The 19,819-nt window shown below is 63.3% G+C and carries 17 protein-coding genes; 10 read left to right on the forward strand and 7 right to left on the reverse strand.

Annotated features, from left to right (window positions below):
- Positions 1–46 precede the first annotated feature (46 nt).
- Both LDZ23_RS11780 and mpl read right to left on the reverse strand, forming a co-directional pair.
- Positions 47–646: a YqiA/YcfP family alpha/beta fold hydrolase gene (locus tag LDZ23_RS11780; RefSeq protein WP_008342897.1), complete on the reverse strand. Its 600-nt coding sequence runs from the start codon at positions 644–646 to the stop codon at positions 47–49.
- The gene (mpl, locus tag LDZ23_RS11785) at positions 643–2,046 is read right to left on the reverse strand and encodes a UDP-N-acetylmuramate:L-alanyl-gamma-D-glutamyl-meso-diaminopimelate ligase (protein ID WP_244807641.1); all 1,404 of its coding nucleotides are present in this window, start codon (positions 2,044–2,046) and stop codon (positions 643–645) included. The genes LDZ23_RS11780 and mpl overlap by 4 nt, the downstream gene beginning before the upstream one ends.
- A 201-nt stretch (positions 2,047–2,247) precedes the next feature.
- On the opposite strand from mpl, the gene LDZ23_RS11790 reads away from it, so the two are divergent.
- The 9 genes from LDZ23_RS11790 (at position 2,248) to LDZ23_RS11830 (ending at position 10,444) form a co-directional block, all read left to right on the forward strand.
- Positions 2,248–2,895 carry a hypothetical protein gene (locus LDZ23_RS11790; protein ID WP_008342899.1) on the forward strand — a complete coding sequence of 216 codons (648 nt, stop codon included), beginning with the start codon at positions 2,248–2,250 and terminating at the stop codon, positions 2,893–2,895.
- A gap of 18 nt (positions 2,896–2,913) precedes the next feature.
- Positions 2,914–3,453, forward strand: coding sequence for a TlpA family protein disulfide reductase (locus LDZ23_RS11795; protein WP_244807642.1), 540 nt, complete (start codon positions 2,914–2,916; stop codon positions 3,451–3,453).
- 528 nt (positions 3,454–3,981) lie between these two features.
- Positions 3,982–4,455 carry an acetyl-CoA carboxylase biotin carboxyl carrier protein gene (accB, locus tag LDZ23_RS11800; RefSeq protein WP_008342903.1) on the forward strand — a complete coding sequence of 158 codons (474 nt, stop codon included), beginning with the start codon at positions 3,982–3,984 and terminating at the stop codon, positions 4,453–4,455.
- Between the two features lie 154 nt (positions 4,456–4,609).
- Entirely contained in the window at positions 4,610–5,977 is a 1,368-nt protein-coding gene (accC, locus tag LDZ23_RS11805; RefSeq protein WP_008342904.1) for an acetyl-CoA carboxylase biotin carboxylase subunit, read from the forward strand.
- A gap of 25 nt (positions 5,978–6,002) precedes the next feature.
- The gene (gene prmA, locus LDZ23_RS11810; protein ID WP_008342906.1) at positions 6,003–6,905 is read left to right on the forward strand and encodes a 50S ribosomal protein L11 methyltransferase; all 903 of its coding nucleotides are present in this window, start codon (positions 6,003–6,005) and stop codon (positions 6,903–6,905) included.
- 50 nt (positions 6,906–6,955) lie between these two features.
- A complete protein-coding gene (locus LDZ23_RS11815; protein ID WP_244807643.1) occupies positions 6,956–8,269 on the forward strand; it encodes a zinc-ribbon and DUF3426 domain-containing protein in 1,314 nt (437 codons plus the stop codon).
- A gap of 118 nt (positions 8,270–8,387) precedes the next feature.
- Positions 8,388–8,888: a thiol peroxidase gene (gene tpx, locus LDZ23_RS11820; RefSeq protein WP_008342910.1), complete on the forward strand. Its 501-nt coding sequence runs from the start codon at positions 8,388–8,390 to the stop codon at positions 8,886–8,888.
- A gap of 120 nt (positions 8,889–9,008) precedes the next feature.
- Positions 9,009–9,947: a carbohydrate kinase family protein gene (locus tag LDZ23_RS11825; protein ID WP_008342912.1), complete on the forward strand. Its 939-nt coding sequence runs from the start codon at positions 9,009–9,011 to the stop codon at positions 9,945–9,947.
- Between the two features lie 17 nt (positions 9,948–9,964).
- Positions 9,965–10,444: an outer membrane lipoprotein gene (locus tag LDZ23_RS11830; protein ID WP_008342914.1), complete on the forward strand. Its 480-nt coding sequence runs from the start codon at positions 9,965–9,967 to the stop codon at positions 10,442–10,444.
- Positions 10,445–10,669: 225 nt separating this feature from the next.
- Here the strand turns inward: LDZ23_RS11830 and LDZ23_RS11835 are convergent, their stop codons facing one another.
- The 4 genes from LDZ23_RS11835 to LDZ23_RS11850 all read right to left on the reverse strand — a co-directional run bounded on the left by LDZ23_RS11835 (position 10,670) and on the right by LDZ23_RS11850 (position 13,971).
- A complete protein-coding gene (locus tag LDZ23_RS11835; protein ID WP_244807644.1) occupies positions 10,670–11,359 on the reverse strand; it encodes a histone H1-like DNA-binding protein in 690 nt (229 codons plus the stop codon).
- 31 nt (positions 11,360–11,390) lie between these two features.
- A complete protein-coding gene (locus LDZ23_RS11840) occupies positions 11,391–11,720 on the reverse strand; it encodes a hypothetical protein (protein WP_239295166.1) in 330 nt (109 codons plus the stop codon).
- A gap of 103 nt (positions 11,721–11,823) precedes the next feature.
- Positions 11,824–13,065 carry a ribonucleotide-diphosphate reductase subunit beta gene (locus LDZ23_RS11845; protein WP_034471473.1) on the reverse strand — a complete coding sequence of 414 codons (1,242 nt, stop codon included), beginning with the start codon at positions 13,063–13,065 and terminating at the stop codon, positions 11,824–11,826.
- Positions 13,066–13,758: 693 nt separating this feature from the next.
- Complete coding sequence (locus LDZ23_RS11850; protein ID WP_008342924.1) at positions 13,759–13,971, reverse strand: DUF3820 family protein; 213 nt, start codon at positions 13,969–13,971, stop codon at positions 13,759–13,761.
- Positions 13,972–14,093: 122 nt separating this feature from the next.
- Here LDZ23_RS11850 and LDZ23_RS11855 point away from each other — a divergent pair, with 122 nt between their 5' ends.
- Complete coding sequence (locus LDZ23_RS11855) at positions 14,094–15,491, forward strand: MFS transporter (RefSeq protein WP_244807645.1); 1,398 nt, start codon at positions 14,094–14,096, stop codon at positions 15,489–15,491.
- A gap of 878 nt (positions 15,492–16,369) precedes the next feature.
- Here LDZ23_RS11855 and LDZ23_RS11860 read toward each other — a convergent pair.
- Positions 16,370–19,372: a ribonucleoside-diphosphate reductase subunit alpha gene (locus LDZ23_RS11860; RefSeq protein ID WP_008342928.1), complete on the reverse strand. Its 3,003-nt coding sequence runs from the start codon at positions 19,370–19,372 to the stop codon at positions 16,370–16,372.
- Between the last annotated feature and the right edge of the window lie 447 nt (positions 19,373–19,819).

Raw genomic sequence — 19,819 nt, forward strand, 5'->3', positions numbered from 1 at the left:
ACGGTGGACCGGGCCGCGCTTGCCGCGCGCCGGCGAATGAATGGGCTCAAGCGGCTGCGGTCGCGCGCACGGGTGGCGGCGCCTGGTCGCAGAACGCGATGACATCGGCGAGATAAGCCGGGAAGTCGCTGATCGCGTGATCGCTGCCCTGAATCAGCGTGGTTCGCACGCCGGGATAGTGGTCGAGCATCGTGCGGTAATCGAGCACTTCGTCGCCCGTCGCCGCGATCAGATAGTAGCGCTCGGGCCGCGTGATCGATTCGACCTTGAGCGCGCGCAACTCGTCGAGATGGCGCGGCAGCACGGTGATCGTTCCGCCGCCGTGCCACAACGGCTGCTCGCCGAGAAAATGGCTCAGATCGCGATCCGGCACGACCGCCGGATTGAGCAGCACGGCGCGCCAGCCGTGTTTCTCCGCGAGATACGTCGCGTAATAGCCGCCGAGCGAACTGCCGACGACGGTCACATCGCCCGCTTTCTCGCCCGCCGCGAGCGATTCGGCCAGCGCGACGGCATCGCACGGCGATACCGGCAGCGACGGGCACTGCCATTCGCCGAGCCTCCCGAGTTCCGCGAGCCGCGCGTGCATCACGCGCGCCTTGAAGGATTGGGGAGACGAGCGAAAGCCGTGCAGATAGAGAATCACGAATGTCCTCCTGCGCCACGCGCCGAAAGCGCGTCGAGCAGTTTCTGATGGACGCCGCCGAAGCCGCCGTTGCTCATCACGAGTACGTGGTCGCCGGGGCGCGCGGCGGCCGCGACCGCCTTCACCAGAGGTTCGATTTCGTCGAATGCCCGCGCCTTGTCGCCGAGCGGGGAGAGCGCTTCTGCGAGATTCCAGCCGAGCTTGTCGCGGCCTTCGCGCGCGCCGTAGCCGAAGATGAGATCCGCGCCCGCGAGACTCGCCGGCAATTGCGCTTTCATCGTGCCGAGCTTCATCGTGTTCGAGCGCGGTTCCAGCACGGCGAGGATGCGCGACGTATCCGAATTGCCGATGCGCGTGCGCAGGCCCGCGACGGTCGTCTCGATTGCGGTCGGATGATGCGCGAAGTCGTCGTAGACGGTGACGCCGTCGACGCTGCCCTTCACTTCCATGCGCCGCTTGACGTTGCGAAAACTCGCGAGCGATTTCGCCGATTGCGCCGCCGGCACGCCGACCGAGCGCGCGGCCGCGATCGCAGCGAGCGCGTTCATCCGATTGTGCTCGCCCTGCACCTGCCAGTCGACGACGCCCTGGCGCTCGCCTTCCCAATACACGGCGAACTGCTCGTCGACGGCGGCGCCTTGTTCGACGGGCAGCGCCTGCCATCCGCCTTCGACGCCGAAGCGTTCGACGCCCGACCAGCAGCCGCGCGTGAGCACCCGTTCCAGCGCCGCCTCGCGCCCGTTCGTGACGATGCGCCCGACGCCCGGCACCGTGCGCACAAGGTGGTGGAATTGCGTTTCGATGGCCGCGAGATCGGGGAAGATATCGGCGTGATCGAATTCGAGATTATTGAGCACGGCCGTGCGCGGACGGTAATGCACGAACTTCGACCGCTTGTCGAAGAATGCCGTGTCGTACTCGTCGGCTTCGATGACGAAAAAGCTCGAATCGGTCAGGCGCGCGGAAATGCCGAAGTTCAACGGCACGCCGCCGATCAGAAAGCCGGGATTCATGCCCGCGTCTTCGAGCAGCCATGCGAGCATCGAGCTCGTCGTGGTCTTGCCGTGCGTGCCCGCCACCGCGAGCACCCATTTGCCGTTCAGCACATGCTCGCCGAGCCACTGCGGGCCGGATGTGTATGGCAGGCCGCGATCGAGGATGGCTTCCATCAGCGGATTGCCGCGCGTCACCACGTTGCCGATGACGAAGAGATCCGGCTCGAGCGCGAGCTGCTCGATGCCGTAACCTTCGATCAGTTCGATGCCCTGGGCTTCGAGTTGCGTGCTCATCGGCGGGTAGACGCCGGCGTCGCAGCCGGTGACCTTGTGGCCCGCCTCGCGCGCCAGAACGGCAAGTCCGCCCATGAAGGTGCCGCAGATGCCGAGGATGTGGATGTGCATAAACCGTGTCGCGCCGCGCGGGCGATTGAGATGCGAAAACAGGAACGGCGCCGTACCGGTGAACCTGAGGGCAAACCCGTGCAGAAAGGCGCCTGAAGGCGCATATTGTAACCGAGCAGGCTAAGCGCTTTTCCCCCGGCGCAAGCCTGCCGCCCTTGGCCCGCAAAAGGGCCGCTCGAGCTTATCTAGTATCATTCCGGCATGGTTCGCAAATCACATTTCGATCCGCAGCGCGTGCGCGAGGAAATCGCGATCGCTGCCGCGAGGATGATCGCCGAAGACGGCCTCGACTACTCCACCGCCAAGCGCAAGGCTGCGCGGCAGGTCGTCGGCGAGGCGAAGATCGGCGGCGAGTTCCTGCCCGATAACGACCAGATCGAAGAGGAAATCCGCGAGTATCAGGCGATTTTCCAGAGCGACAGCCAGCCAGCCGTGCTGCGCCGGATGCGCGAAGTCGCGCTCGACTGGATGGAGCGCCTGACACCCTTCGATCCATATCTGACGGGCGCGGTGCTCAACGGCACCGCAGGCGAGCACTCCGATATTCATCTGCAATGCTTCTGCGACAATCCCAAGGAAGTCGCGATTTATCTGCTGAACGCGAACGTGCAATACGACGTGTCGGAGACGCGGCACTTCGCCGGGCGCGGCTATGTCGAGACGCTGAGCTTTCTGCATCGCGCACGCGACGAGGAGCCGGTCGGCGTGCATATCGCGCTCTACGGTCCCGACGATCTGCGCGGCGCGGTGCGCGCGGACAACCGCGGACGCCTCGCCCGCGCGAACGCGGCGGCCGTACGCACGCTGCTCGATCACCCCGATGTCCCGCCGCTCGAGATCAGCGGCTGATCTATCTTCTCTACGCTCATGAAAAGCACACGCATTCTGGCGGCCCTCGTGGTCGCTGTCGCCGCGACCGTCGGCGGCTTCTACGCGGGCCATCTGTTCACCGGCGGCGATACCGTGGCCGCGACGCAGCCGAGCGGCAACGCCGTCGATCAACTGTGGAAGGCGACGCCGCCGGGCGCTTCCGGCACGTTGCAACCGCTCGCGGCGTTCAAGGGCAAGCCGGTCGTCGTGAACTTCTGGGCGTCGTGGTGCGGACCGTGCGTGAAGGAAATGCCAACGCTCTCCGCGATGCAGCGCGATTACGAAAAGAAAGGCATCACGTTCATCGGACTCGGCGTCGATAGCGAGAAGAACGTCAACGATTTTCTTAAGAAAGTGCCGGTCGCCTATCCCGTCTACGTCACCGGCTTCGGCGGCGCGGATCTTGCGCGTAGCTTCGGCAATAATGCGGGCGGCCTGCCATTTACCGTCGTGATCGACGCGAATGGGAAAATCCGCTCCACGAAACTGGGCGAAGTCGACCCGGCCGAGCTGAAACATACGCTCGACAGCCTGTAAAAATTGGCTGCGCGTACGCCGTGGCTTGCGTCGAGTAAGCTGCGAGTTAGCACGCAGTACGCCGATCTTGCTGGAAATTCGACGCGACTCCCAATACGCGGCGGTAATTTGTCCCATGGTTGCGAGCCGGACTGCACAGTAAAACTAGACAAAATTCTCTAAACGGCGCTAAAGTGCGCCGAATTCCGCACAACCCGAAGCGACTATGACAACTCTGCCGGTGCCATGTGGCCCCCTCGCCGTCAAGTCCGACCTCCGCAAAACGGCGGTCGGAAGGCGTGGAGCATCCGCAGCCGTCATCCGCGTGCTGTTCGGGCGCGCGCTTCGAAGCGACCACGCCGATACGTTCGACATGAACGCTACCGGCGTGCCGACCGATTCTGCAGCCGTCGTTTGCGGGGGCGCTTTCGCGAGCGCGCGCGTGGGACGGCTGGCCGCGCCGACTCGCGGCTGAGCAGTCAGAACACCCACAAATCAAGTCAAGTGCCGGGCAGTCCCGGTCTCCAAGTATTGAAAGGGGATTTTTCGATGGACCTTCGTAAACTGAAAACGCTGATCGACCTCGTCTCGGAATCCGGCATCTCGGAGCTGGAAGTGACGGAAGGCGAAGGCAAGGTTCGCATCGTCAAGAACGCCGCGCCGGTCTACATGCAGGCGCCGCAGCAGTACGCACCGCAAGTGCAGTCGCCGGCCGCGCCGCAATTCGGCGGTGCAGGCGAAGCCGGCGCGCCGGCAGCCGCTGCGCCCGCGGCCGCCGCGCCGCAAGGTCACATCGTGACCTCGCCGATGGTCGGTTCGTTCTACCGTGCGCCGTCGCCGGGCGCGGATCCGTTCATCCAGGTCGGCGATACGGTGAAGGAAGGCCAGACGCTGTGCATCATCGAAGCGATGAAGCTCTTGAACGAAATCGAAGCGGACAAGGCCGGCGTCGTGAAGGAAATCCTCGTCGAGAACGGCCAGGCGGTCGAGTACGGCCAGCCGCTCTTCGTGATCGGCGACTAAAGGCGCACCGGGCCGTGCCGCGGATGCGCCTCGCAGCCGCAGCCCGGCCCCGCCGCGCCGGCGCGCTTCGTGCGGCATCGATTCGTCGAGAAGCGCGCCGCCGATTGGATCCCCGAGGGCCGCTCGCGCGAGCCCGTTGATGAGCCGACCCACTATGTTTGAAAAAATTCTCATTGCGAACCGCGGCGAAATCGCGCTTCGCATCCAGCGCGCGTGCCGCGAGCTGGGCGTCAAGACAGTCGTCGTCTATTCCGAAGCCGACAAGGAAGCGAAGTACGTCAAGCTGGCCGACGAAGCCGTATGCATCGGACCGGCGCCTTCGAATCTCTCGTACCTGAACATGCCGGCGCTCATCAGCGCGGCCGAAGTCACCGACGCCGAAGCCATCCATCCCGGCTACGGCTTTCTCTCCGAAAACGCCGACTTCGCCGAGCGCGTCGAGCAATCGGGCTTCACGTTCATCGGGCCGCGTCCCGAGACCATCCGCCTGATGGGCGACAAGGTCACCGCCAAGCAGACGATGATCAAGACCGGCGTGCCGTGCGTGCCGGGCTCCGAAGGCGCATTGCCGGACGATCCGCGCGAGATCGTGAAGATTGCGCGCGCAATCGGCTACCCCGTCATCATCAAGGCGGCGGGCGGCGGCGGCGGGCGCGGCATGCGCGTGGTGCACACCGAAGCGGCGCTCGTGAACGCCGTCAACATGACGCGCGAAGAAGCGGGCCGCGCCTTCGGCAACCCGCAGGTGTACATGGAGAAGTTTCTCGAGAACCCGCGCCACATCGAGATTCAGGTGTTGTCGGACTCGTTCCGTAACGCGATCTGGCTCGGCGAGCGCGACTGCTCGATGCAGCGCCGTCACCAGAAGGTGATCGAGGAAGCGCCGGCGCCGGGCATTGCGCGGCGGCTGATCGAGCGCATCGGCGACCGTTGCGCCGACGCGTGCAAGAAGATGGGCTATCTCGGCGCGGGCACGTTCGAGTTCCTGTACGAGAACGGCGAGTTCTACTTCATCGAAATGAACACGCGCGTGCAGGTCGAGCATCCGGTGACGGAACTCATCACGGGCGTCGATATCGTGCAGGAGCAGATCCGCATCGCCGCGGGCGAAAAGCTCTCGATCCGCCAGAAGGACATCCAGTTCCGCGGCCACGCGATCGAGTGCCGCATCAACGCGGAAGATCCGTTCAAGTTCACGCCGTCGCCGGGACGCATCACGTCGTGGCATACGCCGGGCGGCCCGGGCATTCGCGTCGATTCCCACGCGTATGCGAACTACTTCGTTCCGCCGAACTACGATTCGATGATCGGCAAGCTGATCGCGTTCGGCGCGACGCGCGAGCAGGCGATCAACCGCATGCGTATCGCGCTGTCGGAAATGGTCGTCGAAGGCATTTCGACGAACATCCCCCTGCATCGCGAGATGATGATCGACGCGAAGTTCGTCGAAGGCGGCACGAGCATTCACTATCTCGAGAACAAGCTGGCCGCGCGCCAGGCCGCCGTCGCCGAAGAGTCCTGAAGCACGCCTTATTCAGAGAGATAGCATGAGTTACCGGGAACTGATCGCCGAGCTGGATCGCGAGCACGCGGAAGCGCTGTCGGATGCGCTGCTTGAAGTCGGCGCGCTGTCGGTGTCAGTCGAAGACGCCGACGCCGACACGCCCGACGAACAGCCGCTCTTCGGCGAGCCGGGTCTCGTGCCTGAAAAGCGTGCGTGGAACCGTTCGCGCGTCGTCGCGCTGCTCGCCGAGGACGCAGATCCCGACGTGCTGCTCGCCGCGGCCGCGAACGAGATCGGCCTCGCGGCAACCCCGCAGTTCACGGTGCGCGAGGTCGAGGAGCAGGACTGGGTGCGTCTCACGCAGGCGCAATTCGATCCGATCGCCATCGGCGAGCGCATCTGGGTCGTGCCTTCGTGGCACGACGCGCCCGATCCGAACGCGCTCGTGCTCGAACTCGATCCGGGCCTCGCGTTCGGCACCGGCAGCCATCCGACCACGCGGCTTTGCATGGAATGGCTGGAGCAGTCGGTGAAGCCGGGACAATCGCTGCTCGATTACGGCTGCGGCTCCGGCATCCTCGCGATTCTCGCGAAGAAGTGCGGCGCCGATCCGGTCGTCGGCATCGACATCGATCCGCAAGCGGTCGAGTCGGCGCGTCAGAACAGCGAGCGCAATCGCGCGGACGTGATCTACGGCCTGCCCGATGCGTGCCCCGCCGGCGAGTTCGATATCGTCGTCGCGAACATCCTCTCGAATCCGCTCAAGCTGATGGCGTCGATGCTCGCCGCGAAGGTAAAGCCGGGCGGCAGAATCGCGCTGTCGGGCGTGCTCGCGCGCCAGGCCGACGAGGTCGCGGCGGTCTATGCGAAGTGGATCGACATCGGCGTTTGGCGCGAGCACGAAGGCTGGGTATGCCTCGCGGGAACGCGGCGCGAAAGCCTTTAGAATAGCGCCATCCTCCACGATCAGGCCGTCAGGCCAACGGCACTTCTTATATGGCGCTGGCAACCCGCTGCCCCCACTGCGAAACCGTATTCAAGCTGGACCCGCATCTGCTCGCGCCGCATGACGGCCGCGTGCGCTGCGGACACTGTCAGGAAGTTTTCGATGCCGCACATCATCGCTTCGAGCTTCCGGACGAGCCGGCCGCGGCAGGCGTCGCTCAGCATGCCGCGATCATCGACGATGATGCCGCCGTCGGTCCGGCAACAAGCTCGGGCGCAGGCCACGCTGCCGCCGCCGATGCACCCGCGCATGTGACCGCGCCGCCCGATGCGCCGCTCAAGCCGCGCCCGTTCGCGCCGCGCAACCTCGATCTCGGCGCGCCGAGTTCCATCAAGCATCCCGATGCCGACAGCGAAGGCACCGTCTATGCGAACGCTCCTGCAGCGTCGAGCGCGTCGAGCCAGACACGCGCCGCGTCGCCGCGCAGCGAACCCGATCAAGCCGATGCCGCGAACGAGCCGTCCGCGTTGCCTTCGGAACCCGCCCGCCTGAAGCAGTACATTCGCGTCGGCGTGCCGCATCCCGATGCCGCGAACTCCGAGCAAGCCGACGATACGCCGCTCGGCGAACCGCCCGTCGCGCCGCTCGCCAATGCTGTCGACGATCGCGCCGAGCCGTTCATCGGTCCGGTTCATCAGCCGGACGCGCCGCCCGCGCGCGCCGCCGCGGAACCGGCCGTACCCGCATGGCGCGACGACGCGGAGCCCGGTTTCGGCGCCAAGAAGCAGCCCGCTCCTGCTCGGCGCGTCAGCGCGAACGAGGCGTTTCCCGTGATTCGCGAGTCGCGGGAAACGCGCGCGCCGGTGCGTGGCCGCGGCGGAGCCGGGAAGGCGGGACGTGTCGTGGGCGTCATCGTCGCCGTGCTGCTGGCGTTGCTGTTGCTCGTGCAGCTCGCATGGTGGCAACGCGAAACGTTGATGGTCTACGTGCCCGGCTCGCACGCGCTCTATTCGAACGTCTGCGATCAGATCGGCTGCACGATCTCGCCGCCGCGCGACATCGACGGATTGCAGATCGAGAGTTCCGGGCTGCGCCAGGTGGACGGCCCGCACAAGCTCGAACTGAAATTGTCGCTGCGCAACCGGATGGACGTCGCGCTGGCGTATCCGGCGCTCGAACTCACGCTGCTCGACGACAAGAACAACGTCGCGATCCGGCGCGTGCTCTGGCCGCAGGATTACGCGCGACCGGGTACGATATTCGCCGTCGGCCTCGCGCCGCAAAGCGCGCAACCGGTGATCGTCCGGCTGGATACGGGCGACGCGGTTGCCGCCAATTACCGGGTTCAGGTCTTTTACCCGTGATGTCGGGCAGGCGCGCGAACGCCGCCTGCCCCGGTTCCACACGACGCGCGTCATGCTCCTCGCGGCGCCTGCACGCGCGATTTTCCCGTCAGCATCTGACAATTCTCTGGAGCGCAACATGAGTCAAGTTACCCTCGGCGGCAACCCTATCGACGTCAGCGGCACGTTCCCGGGCCCGGGCCAGCAGGCATCCGAATTCACGCTCGTCGGCGCCGATCTCGGCGACGTCAAGCTCGCGAACTTCGCGGGCAAGCGCAAGGTGCTGAACATCGTGCCGAGTCTCGACACGCCGACCTGCGCCACCTCGACGCGCAAATTCAATGAAGCGGCCGCCGGCCTGAACAACACGGTCGTGGTCGTGGTTTCGGGCGATCTGCCGTTCGCCGCGAAGCGCTTCTGCACGACCGAAGGTATCGCCAATGTCGTGACGGCATCGACGTTCCGCGGCCACGAATTCGCGCAGGCTTACGGCGTCGACGTGACGAGCGGCCCGCTCAAGGGTCTGACGGCGCGCGCCGTGGTCGTGCTCGACGAGAACAACAAGGTGCTTCATTCGGAGCTCGTGCCCGAGATCAAGAATGAGCCGAACTACGATGCAGCGCTCGCCGCGCTGAAGTAAATCGTCTCGCCGGACCGCTTCCGACCGGAGCGGTCCGCGCATACGAGGCACGGTGAAGCGCTCGCCGCGCGCCGTATGCGGATTTCTCTCCTCGGCCCCTATCTATAAAGGACGTTCGCCTTGGCTACGCTCATTTGCGGCTCGCTCGCCTACGACAACATCATGACTTTCCAGGGGCGCTTCGGCGACCACATCCTGCCGGATCAGGTGCACATGCTGAACATCAGCTTCCTGGTGCCGACGATGCGGCGCAACTTCGGCGGCTGCGCGGGCAACATCGCGTATGCGCTGAAGCTGCTCGGCGGCGATCCGAAGATCATGGCGACGCTCGGCGCGGCGGATGCGCAGCTCTACATCGACCGGCTCGACGCGCTCGGTTTGTCGAAGGAATACGTGCGCGTGCTGGCCGATCAGCACTCGGCGCAATGCTTCATCACGACCGATCTCGCGAACAACCAGATCACCGCGTTCCACCCCGGCGCGATGATGGAATCGCATCTGAACCGCGCCGACGAAGCGCAGGGCATCTCGCTCGGCATCGTCGCACCGGACGGCGCTCAAGGCATGCGCGAGCACGCCGAAGGGCTGGCGCGCGCGGGCGTGCCGTTCGTGTTCGACCCGGGCCAGGGATTGCCGATTCTGGACGGCGTGGAACTTTGTCGCATGATTGAACTCGCCACCTACGTGGCGGTCAACGATTACGAAGCCAAGCTGCTGAGCAACAAGACCGGCTGGTCGATCGAAGACATCAAGAGCCGGGTCGATGCCCTCGTCGTCACGCGTGGCGAACACGGCGCGCAGATCTATCATGAAGATGGCGTGGCCGAGATTCCGGTCGTCGCGGCGCGTCAGGTGGTCGACCCGACCGGTTGCGGCGACGCATTCCGCGGCGGGCTCCTGTACGGCATCGAAAACAAGCTTGGCTGGGAGAAAACGGGTCGTCTCGCGAGTCTGATGGGTTCGCTGAAAATCGAACATCAGGGGCCGCAAACCTACGCGCCGACGCGCGCCGAAATCGAAGAGCGTTTCAAGCAGGCCTTCGGAAGCAGCCTGTTCTGAATGATTGGAGTGAAGGAATGAAAACGGTAAGTCGTATCGCGCTGGCCATGGCGCTCGTCGGCTCGGTGGCGCTGACGGGCTGCGCCTACAACAGCAGTTCGTCGGACGTCTACACGGCGTCGCAGGCGCAGCGTGAGGAAACGGTGCGCATGGCGACCGTCGAAAGCGTGCGCGGCGTGAAGATCAGCTCGAACAACGGCCAGCCTACGGGCCTCGGCACGATCGGCGGCGGCGCGCTCGGCGGCGTCGCGGCGGCGAGTGCGATCGGCGGCGGCAACGGTTCGATCATCGCGGGCATCATCGGCGGGCTGGCTGGCGCCGTCGCGGGCAACGCGGTCGAGAATAGCGTCGCGATGAAGAACGGTCTCGAGATCACCGTGCGCCTCGATAACGGCGACCTGCGCGCGATCACGCAGACCGCGAACGGCGAAGTGTTTCAGGCGGGCGAGCGAGTGCGTCTGTTGTCGAGCGGCGGCGTCACGCGCGTCACTCACTGACGAGGGCATTCAGCGGACAAATAGCGCCGCGTCATTCTAAGAATGCGCATGTATCGAAAGATGCATGCGCTTTTTCTTTTTCGACGCCCCGAGCAAGCGATGAAATTCGTTGGCCGAAGCGAAAAACCCGCCGCCAGGTTTCCCCGACGACGGGTTCAGGCCGGGTAGGCATACCCGGACTAAGGGCACAGCGCACTGTGCCTGGGTGCTGCGTACTGCGAGAGCTTACGGACGGCTGCCCGTCGGGAACGGCCATGCCGCTGCCGGGTTCAACGCCGTCTTGACCGCAGCAGCCGGAGCGGCCGGAGCAGGCGCCGAGACGGTCGTTGCCGTCGTGGCAGGAGCGGCAGCCGTAGTCTTCTTCGCAGCAGCGGCCTTCTTGGCCGGAGCCTTTTTCGCGGGGGCCTTCTTCGCAGCGGGTGCGGGCGCAGCAGCAGGCGCAGGCGCAGCGGCTGCGGTCTTCGCAGCAGCCTTTTTCGCGGGAGCCTTTTTCGCAGCGGCCTTCTTCGCCGGCGCCTTCTTCGCCGCGGTCTTCTTCGCAGCGGCCTTCTTCGCAGGCGCCTTCTTGGCTGCGGCCTTCTTCGTCGCTACTTTCTTGGTCGCGACTTTCTTCGCTGCGGCCTTCTTCGCGGGAGCCTTCTTCGCCGCGACCTTCTTTGCAGCAACCTTCTTCGCCGCTACTTTCTTGGTCGCGACTTTCTTCGCTGCGGCCTTCTTCGCGGGTGCCTTCTTCGCCGCGACCTTCTTCGCCGCGACCTTCTTCGCTGCGACCTTCTTCGCCGCTACTTTCTTCGCTGCAACCTTCTTCACAGCGACCTTCTTGGCCGCAACCTTCTTCGCCGGAGCGGCCTTCTTGGCGGTGACTTTCTTCGCTGCAGCCTTCTTTGCGGCGGGTTTTTTCTTGGCAACTGCCATGGTTTTTCTCCTTCAGGTTTTCAGATGAGAGTCAGTTCAAACAACACCCTTCGTCAAAACCCGCTTCCCACGTGTCGCCTTCTCTATAACGCACGCTACGAAGCGGATTATTCATCGGCGTACGCTGATCCCACCTGCTTACGCTAATGAATACGGCAAGGCGCGCCGTGCCCCGAGGCACCGCGCGCCAAATTGAGTCAGCACCGCTTCTTCGCGGCGCCGGCCATCGCTTGATCGAGCCAGCGAGCATGCCGCTGGCATTTTCCGGGGGGAAGTTTGCCCATCCCTTTTCAGGGAGCGCAAAACGCCTGTCTTCTATTCGGGCCACACGGCCCGCCAAGTCAGTAGGCGCACTTTGCATCAGGCGACCGTTCTCCTAAACCTTGTCGGCCGGGCGCGCGTGAGCGACACGCTGCTGCCCGTCCGTCCCATCGATTTCGTCTGCAACACGTCCTGGATTTTTATTATTCCCAGGTGAGCGCGCCGCCGGTTTGATACTCAATCACGCGTGTCTCGAAGAAGTTGCGTTCCTTCTTCAAGTCGATCATTTCGCTCATCCACGGGAACGGGTTTTCCTCGTTCGGGAAGAGCGGGTCCAGTCCGATCTGCTGGCAACGCCGGTTGCAGATGAACCGCAAGTAGCTCTTGAACATCGACGCGTTCAGGCCGAGAACCCCGCGCGGCATGGTGTCTTCAGCGTAGCGATATTCAAGATCGACAGCCTGCTTGAAGAGCTCGCGGATCTCTGCCTTGAAGTCGGCGGTCCACAGTTGCGGCTCTTCCAGCTTGATCTGGTTGATGAGGTCGATGCCGAAATTGCAGTGCATCGATTCATCGCGGAGGATGTATTGATACTGTTCCGCCGCGCCCGTCATCTTGTTCTGGCGACCCAGCGCCAGAATCTGCGTGAAGCCGACATAGAAGAACAGGCCTTCCATGATGCAGGCAAACACGATCAACGACTTCAGCAATTTCTGGTCCGCTTCGAGCGTGCCGGTCGTGAAGGCCGGGTCGGTCAGCGTGTTGATGAACGGAATCAGAAACTCGTCCTTGTCACGGATCGACTTGACCTCGTGATACGCGTTGAAGATCTCGCTTTCATCGAGACCCAGCGATTCGACGATGTACTGGTACGCGTGCGTGTGGATCGCCTCTTCGAACGCCTGGCGCAGCAGGAACTGGCGGCACTCCGGAGCGGTGATGTGACGGTACGTGCCGAGCACGATGTTGTTCGCGGCGAGCGAGTCCGCCGTGACGAAGAAGCCGAGGTTGCGCTTGACGATGCGGCGCTCGTCGTCCGAGAGACCGTTCGGGTCTTTCCACAGGGCGATGTCGCGCGACATGTTCACTTCCTGCGGCATCCAGTGGTTCGCGCAACCGGCGAGGTACTTCTCCCACGCCCACTTGTACTTGAACGGGACGAGCTGATTGACGTCGGTCTTGCCGTTGATGATGCGCTTGTCGGCGACATTGACGCGCGCTTCGCTTTGCGCGGCGATCGCGCTGGCGGAAGGCGTTGCGGCTGCGGGCGGAACGAAGCCATCGGAAAAGATGTTGTTCGCCTGAGCAATCTGATGGGCAGCTTGATGAGTTGCAGCTTGCGCTGCCTGCGTACCGAAAGTCGTGCCTTGAGCGTTACGCAACGGGTTCGGTTGCGGAGCGCTCGAGGGAGCTACGGCAGTGGTCTCGTCATCCCAGTTGAGCATAAATTCTCACCATCAATTTAGATCGGTTTGTACCATCTTTTCATGAGCGATAAAAGAGTTTGCTCATGAAAATTCTCGTTTTCATGCGATTTAGATTCGACGTTGCTACCTGCATACAACACTCGGCTCGAAGCCGTGTGTGTGAAGCTCGATGCGACATCTCTTGAATCGAGTGTGAAGCGGTCCTGATCGAGTGACTTCCGTGACATCGCACCGTGCTTTCGCGTGACTTCATCGCTGCTCTGCAAGCCTTGTCGCGCAAGGCTCTGCGGACGACGCTGCTTGTGCGATGCGAAGCACGCGCGCTTCATTGCGAAGGTCTGCTCGATGCTGTGTTGCCAAGTGCGAACGCATCGAAGCGTGACGCGTTGCGATCATCGATCGAAGTCTCTCGTCGACCCGCGATGCGATGCAAAACATGCGTCGCGAATCGATGAACGCGCGACCTTCATGCGCTCCTCTTCGATGAGCTTCGATGTGTGTGACCGCACGCACTTCGCATCGCTCGATACACGCTGACGCAAGCACTTCGATGGAGCGTCGATGCCTGCTGCGCGCGTCGAATTCGTTGCCGAAGTTTAGCATTTGACGTCTCGTATTTCCACAATATCTTGTGCTTGCAAATCTCGCCAACACAATCTATAGCGTGTTTACGCGACGATCCGTCTCACGCGAAACCGCGCTGCGCAAGGCTCATCGGCCGCGCAACGGATCGAGCAGCGAGCGCAGATTGTTGTGATCGATCTCGTGCATCAACGCGAGCAGGCTGCCGAGTTTGCCTTGTGGAAAACCCTCACGCGCGAACCACGCGAGATAGTGACCGGGCAGATCGGCGATGAGCCTGTCCTTGTATTTGCCATAGGGCATCGTCTGCGTGACGAGACGCTGCAGGTCTTGCGGGTCCATCGCTTCTTCACTCCTCGTTCAATGTTCATCGCACCACGCAGCGCGCTTCGATCCTTCAGCGATTGCTGCATATCGGTGCCATAATCGCCGCTCTTGCCGCCGAGAGTCGATCGCGAATCAACATGCCGCTGGCCGTCAAAGCTTTCATTGCCCCTCTCATCGTCGCGTGCGCGATGTTCATGGAAAGCGTCGACGCCAACGTCATCGTTACCGCGATTCCTGAAATGGCGCGCGCGTTTGGACGCGATCCCGTGACGCTGAAGGTTGCGGTCACGAGCTACGTGCTCGGACTCGGCGTCTTCATACCGATCTGCGGATGGGTCGCCGACCGCTTCGGCGCACGCGCCGTGTTCCGCACGGCCATCGGCGTGTTCGTCGTCGGCTCGCTGTTGTGCGCGGCTTCCACATCGCTTGGCCCCTTCACCGTCGCGCGCTTCATCCAGGGCGTCGGCGGCGCGATGATGGTGCCTGTCGGCCGCATCATCATCTTTCGCTCGGTGCGCCGCTCCGAGTTCATACGCGCGATGAACTACCTCTCGGTGCCCGCAATGCTTGGACCAGCGGTCGGGCCGTTGCTCGGCGGCTTCATTACGACGTATCTGCACTGGCGCCTGATCTTTTTCATCAACATCCCGATCGGCATCGCGGGCATCTGGCTGACCAACCGCCACATCGCCAACTCGCACGAGGAACATCCGGGCCGTCTCGACTGGTTCGGTTTCTTTCTCTCCGCGAGCGCGGGCGTGCTGCTGTTGCTCGGGCTCTCGCTCGTCGGCGGCGAACTGATTCCGCAGCGCGTCGCCTTTGCGATGTGCGTCGCCGGCGCGCTGATGGTCGTGCTGTACTGCGTCCACGCGCGACGTGTGGAGAAGCCGCTGCTCGATCTGCGCTTTTTCCGCGTGTCGACGTTTCAGGCGAGCGTGCTCGGCGGTTCGATGTTTCGCATCGGGCTTGGCGCCGTGCCCTTTCTTCTGCCGCTCGCGCTGCAAGAGGGTCTCGGCATGAGCGCGTTCAAGTCCGGCGCGATCACGTGCGCGTCGGCTTTCGGCGGCATGTTCATGCGCTCGTTCGCATCGCGCGTGCTGCATCGCTTCGGCTTCCGTCAGACGCTGTTCTACAACGCGGCGTTGTCGGGTATCGCGATCGCGGCGTGCGGCGCGTTCTTTCCCGGCACGCCGGCCTGGGTGATCTGGGCCGTCGTGCTGCTCGGCGGCTTCTTCCCTGCGTTGCAGTTCACGAGCCTCAACTCGCTTGCTTACGCTGAGATCGAAACACGCGATGTGGGCCGCGCGACGAGTCTTGCTAGCTTCGTGCAGCAGGTTTCGCTCGGGCTCGGCGTGACGATCGCGGGGATCACGCTCGAGCTCTCGCAATATCTGAACGGTCATGCGAGTGTGCAATGGTCGGATTTCTGGCCGGCGTTTGTCGTCGTCGGGCTGTTCTCTTTTCTTTCGATGCCGATTACGGCGCGGCTTTCGCATGATGCTGGGACGGAGATTTCTCGCGGTACGCGGGGGTGAGTTCGCTGTTTTGCGTTTTGTTTCGCCGGATCCCGTGATCGTGTCGGCTCGGTGTTTCGCCGGATCCCGTGATCGTGTCGGCTCGGTGTTTCGCCGGATCCCGTGATCGTGTCGGCTCGGTGTTTCGCCGGATCCCGTGATCGTGTCGGTCTATTAGCACTGCCCCTGTGCGGGGCGGCAGTCACTTTCTTTGCTGCTGCAAAGAAAGTAAGCAAAGAAAGCAGCTACTGACACGCCCGCGGTCACACGCAATTTGGGTAGTCCTCTCGTCCATCGTGGGCTGCCTAAAGAGTGCCCTCATAGGCCCCATCGGGCTTGGCTCGCGCACGGTCTGCCATCACTCGCCACACAACAAACCGGTTCAGCACGAAATGGCTCCGGCCCGCTTCGCGGCCGACCGGCCAATCGGGGAAGCATGCGCTTCTTCACTAACGCCTCCATCTCACTGCAACCGCCGCACGTTGGTTTCCCTCGCATACCCGGCGGCAGCGCGTAGCGCTGTGCCGAAGCTCTTTCGTGCTGAACCAGCGCGCTCAACGTTTTCGGGCGGCGGACCGTGCGCGAGCCAAGCCCCGTTATTGTGATGAGGGCACTCTTTAGGCGAGTGCCATCTGCGACGAGAGAACTACCCAAATTGCGTGTGACCGCGGGCCTGAAAAGCTGCTTTCTTTGCTTACTTTCTTTGCAGCAGCAAAGAAAGTGAGTGCCGCCCCGCACAGGGGCAACGCTAATAGACCGACACGAAAACGGGATCCAGCGAAACCGAAACCAAAACGCAAAGCAAAAAGCAAAAAGCAAAAACGGACCGGCACCGACCGCTTCCATAAGCAGGAAGCACCCAGCACCGGTCCGCAGAGACCGACTCTCAGCTCAAAACCTTACTGACAAGCCTCACACTCATCGAAGCCCGGATCGCCGGGGCGCATCATACAGACGGGACCATCGGCTTCCTGAGCCGCCTCCACCGCCGGCGCGCTCGCGGCAGCAGCATTGAAGCCACCATTCCCGGCAGCCGACGCCGCACCGCCACCAAACCCGCCAGCCGCACCCGCCCCACCGTCACCGGAAGAAGAAGGCACCGCATTCAACGCACCGTGCGCCACGGTCGACTTCTCGACGTGCGTCGCCGCCATCGTGCGGAGGTAGTACGTCGTCTTGAGACCGCGAATCCAAGCGAGCTTGTAGACCTCGTCGAGCTTCTTGCCCGACGCGCCCGCCATGTAGATGTTCAGCGACTGCGCCTGATCAATCCACTTCTGACGGCGCGACGCCGCTTCCACGAGCCACTTCGGGTCGACTTCGAACGCGGTCGCGTAGATCGCGCGCAGATCGGCCGGAATGCGGTCGATGCGCGAAAGCGTGCCGTCGAAATACTTCAGATCGGACACCATCACTTCGTCCCACAGGCCGCGCGCCTTCAGATCACGCACGAGGTAGTCGTTGACCACCGTGAATTCGCCCGACAGATTCGACTTCACATACAGGTTCTGGAACGTCGGCTCGATACACGCCGACACGCCGATGATGTTCGAAATCGTCGCCGTCGGCGCGATCGCCACGCAGTTCGAGTTGCGCATGCCGTACGTCGAGATGCGCGAGCGCAGTTGCGCCCAGTCCATCGTCTCCGACGTATCCACTTCGACATAACCGCCGCGCGCCTCGGCCAGGAGCTTCAGCGAATCCTGCGGAAGAATGCCGCGATCCCACAGCGAGCCGCGATACGTCGCGTAACGACCGCGCTCTTCCGCGAGTTCCGTCGACGCGTAGTACGCGTAGTAGCAGACGGCTTCCATCGAACGATCCGCGAACTCGACCGCCTCGCCCGACGCATAAGGCGTGCGCAGCAGATGCAGGCAGTCCTGGAAGCCCATGATGCCCATGCCGACCGGACGATGCTTCAGGTTCGAGTTGCGCGCCTTCGGCACCGCGTAGTAGTTGATGTCGATGACGTTGTCGAGCATGCGCATCGCGACGCTGATCGTGCGCTTGAGCTTCGCGTGATCCAGCGCGTAGCTGCCATCGGCCTGCTTCACCATGTGCGCGACGAGGTTCACCGAGCCCAGATTGCAGACGGCGATTTCCGTCTCGCTCGTGTTCAGCGTGATTTCGGTGCACAGGTTCGACGAGTGCACGACGCCGACGTGCTGCTGCGGCGAACGCACATTGCACGGATCCTTGAACGTGATCCACGGATGGCCCGTCTCGAACAGCATGCCAAGCATCTTGCGCCACAGTTGCGCCGCCGGCAGCTTCTTGAACAGCTTGATTTCGCCGCGCGCGGCTTTCTCTTCGTAAGCGACGTACGCCTTTTCGAAGTCGGCGCCGAACAGATCGTGCAGGTCCGGGCAGGTCGACGGCGAGAACAGCGTCCAGTCGCCGCCTTCGACGACGCGCTTCATGAACAGATCGGGAATCCAGTTCGCCGTGTTCATGTCGTGCGTGCGGCGACGGTCATCGCCGGTGTTCTTGCGCAGCTCGAGGAATTCCTCGATGTCGAGGTGCCACGATTCCAGGTACGCGCACACCGCGCCCTTGCGCTTGCCGCCCTGGTTCACCGCGACGGCCGTGTCGTTCACGACCTTCAGGAACGGCACGACGCCCTGCGACTTGCCGTTCGTGCCCTTGATGTGCGAGCCGAGCGCACGCACGCGCGTCCAGTCGTTGCCGAGGCCGCCCGCGAACTTCGAGAGCAGCGCGTTTTCCTTCAGCGCTTCGTAGATGCCGTCGAGATCGTCGGCGACCGTCGTCAGATAGCACGACGACAATTGCGAGCGATGCGTGCCCGAATTGAAGAGCGTCGGCGTCGACGACATGAAGTCGAACGACGACAGCACGTTGTAGAACTCGATCGCGCGCGCTTCACGGTCGATCTCGTTCAGCGACAGGCCCATCGCCACGCGCATGAAGAATGCCTGCGGCAACTCGATGCGCGTGCCGTCGACGTGCAGGAAGTAGCGGTCGTACAGCGTCTGCAGGCCGAGATAGCCGAACTGCAGATCGCGATTCTGATCGAGCGCGGCGCCGAGGCGCTTGAGGTCGAACTGTTGCAGCTTGTCATCCAGCAGGCCGGCTTCGACGCCGCGCTTGATGAACTGCGGGAAGTATTCGGCGTAACGCTCGCCCATTTCGGCTTGCGTCACTTCCTCTTCGAGAATTTCGCGGCGGATCGTGTGCAGCAGGATGCGCGCCGTGACCTGGCTGTACGCCGGATCCTTCTCGATCATCGTGCGCGCGGCGAGAATGGCCGAATCGTAGACCTGCGACATCGGCACGCCGTCGTACAGGTTCTTCACCGTCTCCGCGACGATCGGCTCGGCGGACACCGCATCGCCCAGATTCGCGCACGCGGAGACGATCAGCGCCTTCAGCGCTTCGAGATCGAGCGGACGCGTGACGCCGTTGTCCGTCACGTTGATCGCGCCTTCGTGCGACTGCGCGTTTTGCGCGGCCGAGCGCTCTTGCGAACGCTGCTGCGTGCGCTTCTCGCGATACAGCACGTACGCGCGCGCGACGTTGTGCTCGCCGCCGCGCATCAGCGCGAGCTCGACCTGATCCTGAATGTCTTCGATGTGGAAAGTCCCGCCGTGCGGACGGCTGCGCACGAGCGCGCGCACGACGGCTTGCGTCAGTTGCTCGACTTGCTCGCGCACACGCGCCGAAGCTGCGCCCTGACCGCCGTTCACCGCGATGAATGCCTTCGTCACGGCGATCGCGATTTTCGTCGGCTCGAACGACACCACGCTTCCGTTGCGACGGATGACCTTGTAGTCGGCAAACGTCGTGTTCGGCGCGAGCGCCTGAGCGCCCACGCCCTGCGCACCGCTCATCGGCTGTGCGGATGCGCCTTCGAATGAAGTCGTGGCGTTTTCGGTGGTTTGCATGTGCAAAACTCCTGGTGTTCGATTGGTGCGGATGGTCCGCGGATTTATCACTTATGCCGCGCGCGTGACGAACTCGTCGTGAAAGTCGCGCGGTGTTTTGGCGGTCAAGCCGGGCTGTGAATGCAGCAGGCTGAAAACACGAATCGCGGCGCTTACGGCCCGCATTGTCATTGGCGTCTCATGCGGTGCCCGCGTTGGCGCGCGGTGTCGGTCGACGCAATTCGCGCTTGCTTGCATGCCTTCTTCACGGTGCTGCTCGCTGGCGCCCGACGCGCCCGACGCCTCTCTCCTCGCAAAGAGAAACCGTCTCGCGCATCGCCCCGGGCCAGCCAAACTTCTTCTACGCCGGAAAGCCGACGGCGCCGGCTCACTGGAGCGGGCGCCGCGTCAACAACACAAGATCTAGTGCAAAGTACGTCTGTCGGCACCAAGTATAGTGGACAACAT

It is taken from the genome of Caballeronia zhejiangensis, assembly GCF_022879815.1.
GTDB lineage: Bacteria > Pseudomonadota > Gammaproteobacteria > Burkholderiales > Burkholderiaceae > Caballeronia > Caballeronia zhejiangensis.

What these genes read in the sequence shown, in the direction of transcription:
- LDZ23_RS11860 (WP_008342928.1), bottom strand. Translation starts at nt 19,372, where the DNA reads ATGCAAACCACCGAAAACGCCACGACTTCATTCGAAGGCGCATCCGCA.
- tpx (WP_008342910.1), top strand. Translation starts at nt 8,388, where the DNA reads ATGAGTCAAGTTACCCTCGGCGGCAACCCTATCGACGTCAGCGGCACG.
- LDZ23_RS11795 (WP_244807642.1), top strand. Translation starts at nt 2,914, where the DNA reads ATGAAAAGCACACGCATTCTGGCGGCCCTCGTGGTCGCTGTCGCCGCG.
- LDZ23_RS11855 (WP_244807645.1), top strand. Translation starts at nt 14,094, where the DNA reads ATGCCGCTGGCCGTCAAAGCTTTCATTGCCCCTCTCATCGTCGCGTGC.
- mpl (WP_244807641.1), bottom strand. Translation starts at nt 2,046, where the DNA reads ATGCACATCCACATCCTCGGCATCTGCGGCACCTTCATGGGCGGACTT.
- accC (WP_008342904.1), top strand. Translation starts at nt 4,610, where the DNA reads ATGTTTGAAAAAATTCTCATTGCGAACCGCGGCGAAATCGCGCTTCGC.
- LDZ23_RS11845 (WP_034471473.1), bottom strand. Translation starts at nt 13,065, where the DNA reads ATGCTCAACTGGGATGACGAGACCACTGCCGTAGCTCCCTCGAGCGCT.
- LDZ23_RS11850 (WP_008342924.1), bottom strand. Translation starts at nt 13,971, where the DNA reads ATGGACCCGCAAGACCTGCAGCGTCTCGTCACGCAGACGATGCCCTAT.
- LDZ23_RS11840 (WP_239295166.1), bottom strand. Translation starts at nt 11,720, where the DNA reads ATGCAAAGTGCGCCTACTGACTTGGCGGGCCGTGTGGCCCGAATAGAA.
- LDZ23_RS11790 (WP_008342899.1), top strand. Translation starts at nt 2,248, where the DNA reads ATGGTTCGCAAATCACATTTCGATCCGCAGCGCGTGCGCGAGGAAATC.
- LDZ23_RS11815 (WP_244807643.1), top strand. Translation starts at nt 6,956, where the DNA reads ATGGCGCTGGCAACCCGCTGCCCCCACTGCGAAACCGTATTCAAGCTG.
- prmA (WP_008342906.1), top strand. Translation starts at nt 6,003, where the DNA reads ATGAGTTACCGGGAACTGATCGCCGAGCTGGATCGCGAGCACGCGGAA.
- accB (WP_008342903.1), top strand. Translation starts at nt 3,982, where the DNA reads ATGGACCTTCGTAAACTGAAAACGCTGATCGACCTCGTCTCGGAATCC.
- LDZ23_RS11830 (WP_008342914.1), top strand. Translation starts at nt 9,965, where the DNA reads ATGAAAACGGTAAGTCGTATCGCGCTGGCCATGGCGCTCGTCGGCTCG.
- LDZ23_RS11835 (WP_244807644.1), bottom strand. Translation starts at nt 11,359, where the DNA reads ATGGCAGTTGCCAAGAAAAAACCCGCCGCAAAGAAGGCTGCAGCGAAG.